Origin of the sequence: Exiguobacterium acetylicum DSM 20416 (genome assembly GCF_000702605.1) — a bacterium.
Taxonomy (GTDB): domain Bacteria; phylum Bacillota; class Bacilli; order Exiguobacteriales; family Exiguobacteriaceae; genus Exiguobacterium_A; species Exiguobacterium_A acetylicum.
On record NZ_JNIR01000003.1, the window covers coordinates 59,887 to 71,206 of the forward strand.

The following is an 11,320-nucleotide window of genomic DNA, read 5'->3' on the forward strand; positions in this document are numbered from 1 at the left end:
TTTTTCACTCAACCGACGTCGTTCAGCCGATTTGTTCCTTCTTTTCCTGTGTGGCGTTCGCCTCCTCGCGCTCCTTCTTCAGGTTCAGGCGATCGATGAAGACGAGGAACGGGAACCATACCGCCATGATGATGGCGAAGTTGACGAGCTGTAACAGACCTCCGGCGAGAGAGTTGGTCGCCATCATGCCGCTGATGAACATCGGCACGGTCCACGGCACGGCTACGCCGGTCGGAGGCGGGACGATGCCCGTCGACATGGCGAAGTATGTCACGGTAACCGTGATCAATGGTGCGACGATCCATGGAATCATGATCAACGGGTTCATGACGATCGGGAGCCCGAAAATCATCGGCTCATTGACGTTGAAGACGCCCGGTCCGATCGATAGTTTCCCGATTTGCTTCAATTGCTTGGAGCGCATGAACAACAGGATGGCGACGACCACCGCCAGTGTAGAACCCGAACCTCCGATTCCGACGGTGTAGATTTCGATGAATTGTTTGCTAATGATGTTCGGGATTTCCCCGTTCGCGGTATAGGCGTTCAGGTTCTCGAGGGACAGCGTGTTCCAAATCGGGTCCATCACCGAGTTGACGATGACCTGTCCATGAAGACCGAAAAACCAGAACAATTGGACGAAGAAGATGGCGATCAATGTCGGGACGAGACCATTCCCTAGGTTGACGAGTGGTTTCTGGACGAGATTGAAGATGAGATCATGTAGATTCGTGTCCAAAAGTGAAGTGACTGCGATGTTAATCCCGAGGAAGACGGTGAGCGTAAGTAATGCCGGTACGAGTGCCGAAAACGATTTGGCGACCGCAGTCGGTACACCAGCCGGCATCTTGATTGTCCAGTTCTTTTGGACGATAAAGCGATAGATCTCTCCTGCTAGGAATCCTGTGATCATAGCGAGGAACATGCCCTTCGCGCCGAGTCGGTCGAGCGGGATGACGTTACCCACCGGATCCGTGACGTTTTCTACCGAGACGAAGAATGGCGTAAGTAATAGGAACGAGACGAGGGCAATGACACCGCCGAAAACAGCTTCGACCTCATAACTTTTAGATAGATAATAGCCGATTCCGAACACGACGAACAATGACATGATGCCCATCGTCGCGGATGGTGCATTCCCGAGCGACGTCTTGAAGGCATCGAGCACGCCAGGGGACATGAACTTGTCGAGGAACGGTAGGTTGGCGACGACGACGATCAAGGAACCGAACATCGTAATCGGGAAAGCAAGCATGAATGCGTCACGTAACGTCTGCAGGTAGCGACTGTTGTTCAAGAATGCCGCCATCGGCATCAGGAAACGGCTCAACAGGTCGAACCACTTACTATTCTCTGTCATCTCAAACACTCCTTATCATTTTTTAGAGAACTTATGTTCCATGAGCTCGATGAGCCCAGCCGTCAGATCTAGCATCGTCTGAGTCGACATCAGATGGTCCTCCGCGTGTAGCAACAGGAGGGACAGCGTCGTCGGTTCACCGCTTGCTTCCTTCTGGACTTGTCCGAAATGGACCTGATGTGCTTCTTGTAGTTGAGCGCGTGCATCCGACAGCAACCGCTCGAACTCCTCGAACGTTCCTTCCTTATAGGCTTCGATCGCCTCACGAATCGTACTTCTGGCATTCCCGCTGTGTAGGATCATCATGAATGCGACTTGCTCAATCGTCTGTTCGTTCGTCTGCATGTCGTTCACCCCATCAACTTCACGGCTTGTTCATAGGCCGCTTTTCCGTCCGCCATGCCGTACGCCATCATGTCGATCACCTCGACGGGCTTGTCCGTCGCCTGCTGGAACTTCGAGAGAAGGAACCGCATCTGTGGTCCGATCAATATGACGTCTGCGCCATCCATCTCCTTCATCGCCTGGTCCTGTCCGACCGCCCAAATCTTCGCTTCTTCTCCGATGCCCTTCGCATGCTCCTGCATCTTCGACACCAGGATGCTCGTCGACATTCCTGAACTACACGCCAACATGATTTTCTTCATCTGAAATCTCCTCCTTTTTTGTAACCGCTTACAAATATGATTATACGTGTTTTTATTTCCATGTCTATACTTGATATTTAATTTGTTTATTTTTATTTTACAAAAGTGTAGAGTTGTAATTGAAAATAAGATGAAGGAGGAGTTAGCATGCAGGAAGCGATTTATTTCGAACCGATCGTCAAGGAACGGATATGGGGCGGACAGAGACTTCGCGAGTATGGATTTTCCATTCCCGAAGACGTTCCGACGGGAGAGGTCTGGACACTCGCGAGTCATCCAAACGGGACTACGCGCGTCGAAACCGGACCGTTCGTCGATTTCGATTTGGAAGAGTTGTGGTCAAACCACCCTGAAATCTTCGGCATGGAGACGGATTCCGATTTCCCGCTCCTGTTGAAGTGGATCGATGCCTCGACGGACCTATCCGTCCAGGTCCATCCGAACGACGCCGATGCCAGACGTTATGAGCAACAACCTTACGGAAAGAACGAATGTTGGTACATCATCGATTGTCCGGAGGACGCCTCCCTCATCCACGGTCATTCCTTGTCCTCCCCGAAAGAGTTCGACGAGGCCGTCCGTCAGGGGACATTGTTGCAGTCATTGCATCACGTACCGGTATCGAAGGGTGATTTCCTCTATGTACCGGCGGGGACCGTCCATGCCCTGACGGAAGGATGTGTCGTCCTCGAAATCCAACAGAACTCGGACACGACCTATCGTCTGCATGACTATGATCGTCTCAATCCAGTCACCGGCACTCTGCGTACGCTCCACATCGAACAAGCCCGCCGCGTGATACGGTTCCCTCACTATCGTTACTTAGAGCCTTCCGTCACGTTGTCTTCATCCAGAAGACGGTTGACGCGGAATCCTGATTTCTTCGTCGAGGAATGGACCATCCGTCAGACCCATGCACTAGACCCGAGTCCGTCGTTCCGTATCATCACCGTCGTCGAGGGGACCATCGAATTGGACGACGTCGTGTTATCGGTCGGGGCGACCGCACTCCTCCCTGCCGGCAGCAAGCATGTCGTCTCTGGGGACGGTCTCATGTTGGTCACCGGACCTGCTCCGAAGACGACGAAGCCATTCCGGATCGGTGTCGACCTCGGTGGTACGCAGACACGCGTCGCCGTCGTCGATCAGGAGAACGTCATCAAGCAGTTGTCCTTCCCGACTAATCCGGGCGCCGGCCCTGGGCAGACCATCTCGCACATCGAACATGCCATCCGATACTTCTCGGAAGAGTTCCATCTGACGAACATCGGCATCGCCGCGCCTGGTCCACTCGACGCGAGGACCGGACACCTGTTATCCCCACCGAATCTGCCTGGCTGGGACGACGTCGACCTCGTCACCCCCATCGCCTCCCGATTCGAGCTCCCGACCTGTCTCGAGAACGACGCGAATGCAGCGGCGCTTGGCGAGGCGTTGTTCGGAGCAGGAAAAACATCCTCTTCCGTCTATTATGTGACGGTCAGCACTGGGATTGGCGGAGGCTATGTCCATGAGAAGAAGCTCATTCGTGGAGCCAATGGATATGCGGGAGAAATCGGCAACACTATCATCGATTCATCCGGTCCCGTCCATCCGGTGCTCAACACCGGATCTCTTGAGGGATTGGCGAGCGGGACGGCACTCCAATCACGCGCCTCGGAGAAGGAAGCCTCGTCCGTCGAGATGCTACTCACTTTACCGTCAGAACGAACCCGGTTCATCAACCACTTGGCGATCGGACTCGCGAACATCATCCACACGGTCGACCCCGAGGTCATCATTATAGGAGGCGGCGTCACGGAATCTGCCGATGTCTTCTGGGAGGAATTGATATGTCGAGTCCGCGAGCTCGTCTATTCTGCTCTTCGTCCGAGCATCGACATACGTCTCGCGACGTTGAAGGGTCATGCGGGGGTCATCGGTGCTGCCTATCTCGGCTGATTCTGATCATGTAAAAGAAAGTCTCGAACATCGCACTCATTGGCTAATCAATCGTAAGTGATGTTCGAGATTGAATGTATTAGTTGATAATGAATTAGAGAACAAAAAAAGATTGTATATATTTCGACATCGAAACGTATACAATCTTTTTCCTTGAATGTAGATTTTTCTTAAGATTAGAAATAGACATACCGCATATATAAGGAATTTAGATAATAAATACAAGGAAACAAGCGGACCCTTTTTTTATTCTAATAGAATATGATGTATACAAATTTCTCTCAATTGATTGAATGCATAAAAGGTCATAAAACTAGAATTATTACGCAGAATACAAGACTGAACCTCTTCATGAAATGAAGTCGTATACGACTCACCATCATTAGTGATGTTCAATGCCTTCTCCTTTTCAGTATTTCAAGCAACTGTTCGACTGTCAAAACTTTATTTTTTTCTATGGATCATCATGTGGAAGTTAACGTATAACGAGATTAAATGTATTCTAGGATTAATTTTAGCGAGGTTTTCGAGCTCACTCAATTATTAGATGGGTGTCATAGAAATGAGCGATGAATGGAGATACTAAATTACTTTCAGTCGCAATCCAACATTACTGAATTCAAAAAAATATACCTTTCATTTATTAAGTTAAGGGTAACGCGTACATCTTTTTTTATAATAGAGTTAGTCACTACCGATAAAAATAGTTGAGATAAGATAAATTAAAATAAGATGTATCTATCGTAAGTTCACGATAAATACATCGGTCTACATATTTTAACCATTCTTTACATCATGTTTTCCTTACATATAAATCTACTTGACTAATGACTTTACGTATCGCTGGTAAAGAATACTCTAAATCAATCAAAGCTCTCAAATCATGGTCGTAATACAATTTTTTATTTCTAATTTTATCGAACGAATTTTTATCATCAAAATCTAACAGCCAATCTAAGTTGTCATGGTTTATTTCTGACTGTTCTTCATCCAAACTGATTTTTAAATCAATCCAAGCCTGATAAAACCATTCCCAAATAATCGTCCACTTTTGAACAAGCTTATCTATTAAATAATGGCCCCATTCAACATCCTTTTGATTAAAACCAAAACCACATGTATGATTTCCTAAATTCGAATTTGTATACATCTCTACTTTGATGTCTTTAAACTTTTCAGGATGTTCAACCAGATAAAAACCTCTCTCGAATTGTGAAGAAAAACTTTCGATTGATTGAATGGTTCCATCTATAGACTTAAATTTCAGTTCTATCGAATCAATTTGTAATTTGATAGTGTTCATCATTTAAAGCCTCCATAATTGGTGTTTCGGATAAAACTGATCAATGATTAATTTTCAAAGTACGTATAATCGTGTCCGTTGTAAATCATCACTTGGTATTTAAGTGCCTTCGGTACGGGTTTCCATGAGACAGAAAGGTCACTTGCGAGATCGATTTTCTCCTCGTCGCCATCTAGTTTGATGACTTCAAGTATTGGCTCTTCCATAGGACCAAGACTACTAGCTAACTCGACCAGTCCGTTATCGAAATCGCTCATGTCTAAGGTTAAGCTGGAGTTTTCTGATTCGATATCACTTTTTACCAAATATCTATTTGAGGGTAATTCCTTTTCCTCACTATCCTCACCTAAAATTAAAAACCCAAAAATATATCCTTACATAATTGGATAAAAATATGTTAAATAACTAAAAATGGTTGTTTTCGATAGACATATATGTAATATTTGTATAGTTGCTTTACATATTTAGGATTATTTAAATATAATAAAATACTGAATGATTGGAGAAAAAAATGAACAATTTCAACAAGACATTATGTTTATCAGCAATTTCTTTGGGGTTATTAGCTAGTATTAGTGATGAAACATTTGCAGCTGAGAGTAAAGTAAAAGCTATAGAAACAAGTAGCTCTATTTCTTTAAGTTGGAATGCAAAAGGTGCTTATCATAAAGTTTATGAAGGAAAAAAACTAATTTATAAAGGTATTAAAAAGAAATTAAGTATTAAAGGTTTAAAGCCTGATCAACTATACAGTTATCGAGTTGCAACTTACACTAAGTCTGGAAAATTAATAGGATTTTCTACGATAAAAACCTCTACAACTAAGTCAAAAAATCAAAATTCTTTTAATAAATTCTCTGCCAATACTATTCAAGATGACGTAAGTTCGGAAGAGGATGCTCCAAAAGAAGTTATTCTAGAAACAAATGTAGGAACTGATTATGCCGATATTAACTGGGAAAAAATGGAAGATAATGACGGTGTATATGAAATTTACCGAGATGGGGATTTGATTGGATCGACTACGAATTTATCATATAGAGATGAAAATTTGACCCCTGCAACTATTTATACTTATGAAATTGTTGCAAAAAAAGAAGTTTCTCAAGAAAAAAAGATGAAATTAATGAAAAAATCAAGGAACCAAATATTTCACTTTCTTCAAACGAGCTTGACGGTTTATATGATAGACAACAATCTATTATTAGATCCATTAAAACAAGCGAAAATATTAGTGAAAAAGAACTACTTTCTCCTGTTTTCCCATCATTTTCAAATGATTCTGATGACAAATCATATAAAATGAGTTCCAGTTCTATTAGCCCTTCAAAGAGATCGTATTTCTTTAGATATACAACATTTATCCCTGATAAAACAGTAAAAAATAAAAATTTCCTTGATTACTTGGGTACTAGTTATCTTCATGGTGATAACCGTGGATATGATATTTGGTCGTCTAAATATAGAACACGCTCAGATGTCTATGCCGGTTGGGCATTCGGCTCACCAGCAATTGACCATAGTCCAAGTGTTGGGCAAAGTATTTTATACAAAGATAAAGCAGGAAAAAATGTAATAAAAAAAGCTACTGCTTCAACGAATGGAATTAAACTTTCCAAAGATGTTTTATCGAAATCAAAAGTTGCTTGGAGAGTAAATCATGATGTAGGAGTACCTTTCGCAAAATCGTATCCTAACATTACTTATTACTACGAAGGTACTCAATATAGTAATGGAAGTATGAAAATTAGAGGGGCCCATGATAATGCTCCAAACCATGAATTTTATTGGGGATATGCTTACAGTGACCTTACACCTAAAACTGTATTTCGTCATACGGGGGGAAGCTTTTTTAATCTAGTTCCTGGAATGAAACAAAAATATTTTGAATTTTCTATGTAAATTAATAAAATATATTTTTTAATTAACTATAAGATAGTTTTTAAAGATGTTTTATAATTTTCTTAAACTTGAAAGATTATAACCTACTAGACACGAAATATAATCCTTTTCTTATTTAGAAAGGATTATATTTTTGTTTTATCCTAAATAAAGTTTCTTCGAGCAAAAGATTGTCTGAAAGCTTTATGTTAAAATACAAATATTCTGTATTGCATTTTTAAATTTTCTTTTCAAACCTAATTTAAAGAGGAGAACTAATCATGTTAAAGAACCTTTATTCTACATTTCTTTTTTTGCTTCTTAAATCACTTCTTACAGCGATTACAGCATCAGCTATTTTAACAGTAATTATATCTTTAGTTCCAGAACCAGAAAATGATTTTTATTCCATAGTAGTTGATACATTTTTTCTATATATAGTTTACTCTTTCCCATTAATCTTTATTGCCGGTTTTATAGCTGATGTATTAATAAAAAGAATTCTTAATTTGTTTTTATCAACTGATAAATTCATTTTTTTAAATTTTTAATATACATAGTTTATGCTCTCCTATTAAGTTTTGTCCTTTTGATGATTTTCAATGACGATGATTCATTTAATTTCTTGCTTTTTTTAAAATCATTTTTAACAGTCGGATCTACCGCTTGTATATTTTATCTAATGTCTACTTTAATTTATCGTTTTAAAAAATTATAAAAAACAAATCTCTTTATTAGAAATTTAACGTAATAAATACCTTATTTAAATTTTTTGAAGCTTTGTGTCCTTTCCCTTACATGTTTTTCTTGCAAAATCTCTATCCATAAACGATTAATTAACAAAGCGAATACCTATGACATCTTTTTTTATTCAAAAAGCATCATTTGGTATAAAATTTAAAATATATGGCTTTTATTGATTTTTTTATATTTAGATTTAATAAATTTATAAAATCCTAAGAGGTTGTCATGACAACCTGAGCTAACCTAAAATTTTGAGACAATATAAAAATCTTCGGAGGGGTACACTTTTAATAAACTTAGCCTTAGAGTTTGGATAGTTTAATAAAAGTACTCTTAACGTTTTAAGCTGCTATGAGATGGCTTCGGTATTATACCGGAGCCATCTTTTGTAGTCTCCATTGTCTTCGTTCACTATTGTAATAATCAATGTAAACATCGACCATGGTACAGACCTCATCGAGGTCAGATGCTAATTTATAATCGACATAATCTTTCAAGTGCCTAAAGAACGATTCCATCGGGGCATTATCCAGACAGTTTCCTCTACGAGACATGGATTGAAGCATTCCCATCTCACGGATGCGTGTTTGATAAGCAGGATGCGTATAATGGAATCCTTGATCGGAATGTATCATGGCTTCCGGGTGTACATTCCCTTGAAGTCGTTCTGCGAGTTTATTCGCTGTATGAAAGACGAGTTCCATATGGAGGCTTTTAGATACATGATGTGCCATAATTTCACGTGTGGCGATATCCTTCACACAAGAAAGATAAACCGTTTGGCCAGATCCAATACGGAGATAAGTGATGTCTGTGACGAATACTTTACCAGGCTCCTGCTGATCGAACCGACGGTTCAAGTGATTTGGTACCGTCTTATGTTCATATGTCGCTTTAGCGATTTTACGGTAGGCGTTCTGTCTACGGATTTTCGTCACGATTCCAAACTTCCTCATGATACGCAAAATACGTTTATGATTCATCGGCCCCCCGATAAGATCAAGCATCTCCATGTAAAGACCACGATAGCCGATTTTTCCCTTATGACGATCATGAACATATTTCAGAAGGAGGTAGTCCGCATAGTCGCGTTCTTCCCGAAGGGACACACTATCTGTACGTGCGAGCCAGGCGTAATAACCGCTGCGGCTCACTTCAGCGAGCATACATAGCTCCGTCACGAACCGACTCGACGATTGTTTTCGTAAGACAATATTGATTGCCTGATAGCGTTCAGATGCCGTTAGTTTCGGTACTTCGCCTCTCTTTCGAGAGCTTCTAACTTTTTTAGTAATTCATTCTCCGCTGTGAGGTACTTGATTCGTGCTTCAGCTCTCGCAAGTCGTCGTTCGACGGAATCATCTTTTTTCGGTCGACCTCCAAGATTAGATTTTCCACGTCTCTCATTCAAGAGTCCTTCTTCTCCATAAATGCGATATGTCTTCCGCCACCGTTTCAACGCTTCGTTCGGCGTTTGCTTACCGATCATGTCCAGGTCAAAGCCACTTTCCTCAAAGATTTGTATCGGTCGCTTACCAGCTAAATTCTCACGTACAGCGTGAATCTTAAATTCTCCATTGTATTGAATCGTACGATCTGATACAGAGGCTACGTGAAGATTCGCTTCAAGTTGTCTGATTTGATCTGGATTGAAGGTGCGTCTGTTCATGAATAGTTCTCCCGTCTAAATTGAATAGGTACAGTATATCGATATCTTTAAACACAAAAAACCCCGAATGGAGTCTTTTCAGATTGTAGACAAATAGTGAAGAAAAAATGATCTACCACGATTACTTGGGTAAATCATTTTTCATTCATTAACGACTACGTTCATCTAGGCATTTAATATTTTTTATTATCCTGAATTTTGTTTATCTACTCTCATCACACAAAGGTACCTTATTATTTTCTAACACTATATCGCCCTGATCACCCATGCTACAGATAAAAATTTAACCTTACACAAAAAATCATTTCCCATGTTCATCAATTTCTCTCTACTAAAAAAATGGAAAGTTCAGTACATTTAACTAAGACCTTTATAGTTCTATAGTATTAATTGAATAGATCGGCTTAAACTAAAAGCATCGGGCTATGTAATTGATTCAAGAAGTATATATGACTAATTCCTTATATATCGACTAAATCCCCTCTCGTGGAAGTAAGCAAGGAGTAGATTGTACGAATGATTGGTCAAAAAATTAAGGAGGCTCGTCTTGAAATGGGACTATCCCAACGCCAATTGGCAGGCGACGATATTTCAAGAGCCTATATCAGTATCCTTGAAAAAGGAGCTGCTACACCATCCGATAAAGTACTTCATGTTATTGCGACTCGTCTTGGAAAACCAGTAGATTTCTTTTTAGGTAGCGTAGATGAAGAAATGCAAGAAGTCGCCTATGCCTTGTTGGAACGAGCACGACATCAGATGAACAGCGAACAATATGACTTGGCAAAAGGACTACTTGATCGAGTTCATGCAGCCACACAAAATGAACAGGTATTGCTCGATTCTTATGATTTATACATCGATATTTTACTCATCCAAGAAGATTTTTCAACCTGTAATGAGTTTGGAGTGTCTGTCGAACATGCTTTTAAAACGTGTGAAGATAAAGCGCGTGTCATCTCTTACTACATGCGATTGGGAAAGGCAAATTTTAAAAATGAGAATTATCCTCTCGCCCATCATCATTATCTTCAAGCCATCCATCATAGTACTTCATTAAAGCGTTTATATGAGGAGCGTATCCAGTGCTTCATCTATCTTGGAACCATCAATGTCCGACTAGGAAAATACCAGGATGCAAAAACGTATTATGAAACAGCTTTAAGCGAAGCTTCTCTCACTTCTCATTATGCAAGTATCGCTGATGCTCATTTGGGTCTTGGACGTGTCTATCACCTTAGTGCCGATAACGTATCGGCAATCCTCCATACTCAAAAGGCAGTTGAATATTATGGTCAAGCAGGTGATGAAGATTATGCTACCTATGCAAAGAACAATTTGATTGTAATGAAGAATGAAAACCTAAAAGAAATCATCATCGAACTTCAAAAGTACCTTGAAACTTATGAACGTCAACAAAACGTTATGAAACAAGCAAATATTTTAGAAGAATTAACTACACTTATGCTTCAACTTCATCGATTTGATGAAGCAAAAGTGTATTGTCTGAAAGGTCTTCGCTTATTAGATCAACAAGAAAATGCTTTATTGGCTGCTAAATTTTATCGTGCAGCCGGTGTTATTCATCATGCATATGATGAAGTTGATTATGCCTATTTAATGTTACGATCTAGTCGCGATCTCTTTGTTCGTCTCGCTTCGCAAACTGAAGTTGATATCACACGTCAACTCTTACAATTTGTTGATCAAGAGAACCTTGTAGACCGGTACGTCGCATTAATTCGATAAAGGTTTTGAGTCAAATACCCCACTTC

The 11,320-nt window shown here is 40.8% G+C and carries 11 protein-coding genes; 5 read left to right on the forward strand and 6 right to left on the reverse strand.

Annotation, left to right across the window (positions count from 1 at the left end; genetic code table 11):
• Nucleotides 1–22: 22 nt before the first annotated feature.
• Genes celB through P401_RS0117185 form a run of 3 tightly spaced genes read right to left on the reverse strand, consistent with a single transcriptional unit; the run spans nt 23 to nt 2,007 of the window.
• Nucleotides 23–1,360 (reverse strand): PTS cellobiose transporter subunit IIC, encoded by a 1,338-nt coding sequence (gene celB / locus P401_RS0117175; protein WP_029343446.1) that lies wholly within the window; start codon nt 1,358–1,360, stop codon nt 23–25.
• A 15-nt stretch (nt 1,361–1,375) separates the two neighbouring features.
• The gene (locus tag P401_RS0117180; RefSeq protein ID WP_029343447.1) at nt 1,376–1,705 is read right to left on the reverse strand and encodes a PTS lactose/cellobiose transporter subunit IIA; all 330 of its coding nucleotides are present in this window, start codon (nt 1,703–1,705) and stop codon (nt 1,376–1,378) included.
• 5 nt (nt 1,706–1,710) lie between these two features.
• Nucleotides 1,711–2,007 (reverse strand): PTS sugar transporter subunit IIB, encoded by a 297-nt coding sequence (locus P401_RS0117185; protein ID WP_029343448.1) that lies wholly within the window; start codon nt 2,005–2,007, stop codon nt 1,711–1,713.
• Between the two features lie 147 nt (nt 2,008–2,154).
• On the opposite strand from P401_RS0117185, the gene P401_RS18200 reads away from it, so the two are divergent.
• A complete protein-coding gene (locus P401_RS18200) occupies nt 2,155–3,948 on the forward strand; it encodes a type I phosphomannose isomerase catalytic subunit (RefSeq protein WP_051656379.1) in 1,794 nt (597 codons plus the stop codon).
• 793 nt (nt 3,949–4,741) lie between these two features.
• Here the strand turns inward: P401_RS18200 and P401_RS0117195 are convergent.
• Nucleotides 4,742–5,251 (reverse strand): hypothetical protein, encoded by a 510-nt coding sequence (locus P401_RS0117195; protein ID WP_152548222.1) that lies wholly within the window; start codon nt 5,249–5,251, stop codon nt 4,742–4,744.
• A 47-nt stretch (nt 5,252–5,298) separates the two neighbouring features.
• Complete coding sequence (locus P401_RS0117200) at nt 5,299–5,508, reverse strand: hypothetical protein (RefSeq protein WP_152548223.1); 210 nt, start codon at nt 5,506–5,508, stop codon at nt 5,299–5,301.
• 254 nt (nt 5,509–5,762) lie between these two features.
• Between P401_RS0117200 and P401_RS0117205 the strand changes: the two genes are divergently transcribed.
• The 3 genes from P401_RS0117205 to P401_RS0117215 all read left to right on the forward strand — a co-directional run bounded on the left by P401_RS0117205 (nt 5,763) and on the right by P401_RS0117215 (nt 7,683).
• Nucleotides 5,763–6,557: a fibronectin type III domain-containing protein gene (locus P401_RS0117205; protein WP_029343452.1), complete on the forward strand. Its 795-nt coding sequence runs from the start codon at nt 5,763–5,765 to the stop codon at nt 6,555–6,557.
• On the forward strand, nt 6,554–7,153 hold the full coding sequence (locus P401_RS0117210; protein WP_029343453.1) for a DUF3238 domain-containing protein: 600 nt from the start codon (nt 6,554–6,556) through the stop codon (nt 7,151–7,153). Before P401_RS0117205 ends, P401_RS0117210 begins: the two co-directional genes overlap by 4 nt.
• A gap of 260 nt (nt 7,154–7,413) precedes the next feature.
• A complete protein-coding gene (locus P401_RS0117215; RefSeq protein WP_029343454.1) occupies nt 7,414–7,683 on the forward strand; it encodes a hypothetical protein in 270 nt (89 codons plus the stop codon).
• A 561-nt stretch (nt 7,684–8,244) separates the two neighbouring features.
• Here P401_RS0117215 and P401_RS18395 read toward each other — a convergent pair.
• Nucleotides 8,245–9,545, reverse strand: a protein-coding gene (locus tag P401_RS18395) for an IS3 family transposase (protein WP_412767693.1) whose coding sequence is annotated in 2 segments (ribosomal slippage) — nt 8,245–9,158 and nt 9,158–9,545 — 1,302 coding nt in all. Because the reading frame shifts where the segments join, the coding sequence is not laid out codon by codon here.
• Between the two features lie 516 nt (nt 9,546–10,061).
• Here P401_RS18395 and P401_RS0117230 point away from each other — a divergent pair.
• Nucleotides 10,062–11,294 carry a helix-turn-helix domain-containing protein gene (locus tag P401_RS0117230; RefSeq protein ID WP_029343459.1) on the forward strand — a complete coding sequence of 411 codons (1,233 nt, stop codon included), beginning with the start codon at nt 10,062–10,064 and terminating at the stop codon, nt 11,292–11,294.
• Nucleotides 11,295–11,320 lie beyond the last annotated feature (26 nt).

Bases quoted from the DNA above. Each gene is read 5' to 3' on its own strand.
- celB (WP_029343446.1), bottom strand. From the start codon at position 1,360: ATGACAGAGAATAGTAAGTGGTTCGACCTGTTGAGCCGTTTCCTGATG.
- P401_RS0117180 (WP_029343447.1), bottom strand. From the start codon at position 1,705: ATGCAGACGAACGAACAGACGATTGAGCAAGTCGCATTCATGATGATC.
- P401_RS0117185 (WP_029343448.1), bottom strand. From the start codon at position 2,007: ATGAAGAAAATCATGTTGGCGTGTAGTTCAGGAATGTCGACGAGCATC.
- P401_RS18200 (WP_051656379.1), top strand. From the start codon at position 2,155: ATGCAGGAAGCGATTTATTTCGAACCGATCGTCAAGGAACGGATATGG.
- P401_RS0117195 (WP_152548222.1), bottom strand. From the start codon at position 5,251: ATGAACACTATCAAATTACAAATTGATTCGATAGAACTGAAATTTAAG.
- P401_RS0117200 (WP_152548223.1), bottom strand. From the start codon at position 5,508: ATGAGCGATTTCGATAACGGACTGGTCGAGTTAGCTAGTAGTCTTGGT.
- P401_RS0117205 (WP_029343452.1), top strand. From the start codon at position 5,763: ATGAACAATTTCAACAAGACATTATGTTTATCAGCAATTTCTTTGGGG.
- P401_RS0117210 (WP_029343453.1), top strand. From the start codon at position 6,554: ATGAGTTCCAGTTCTATTAGCCCTTCAAAGAGATCGTATTTCTTTAGA.
- P401_RS0117215 (WP_029343454.1), top strand. From the start codon at position 7,414: ATGTTAAAGAACCTTTATTCTACATTTCTTTTTTTGCTTCTTAAATCA.
- P401_RS0117230 (WP_029343459.1), top strand. From the start codon at position 10,062: ATGATTGGTCAAAAAATTAAGGAGGCTCGTCTTGAAATGGGACTATCC.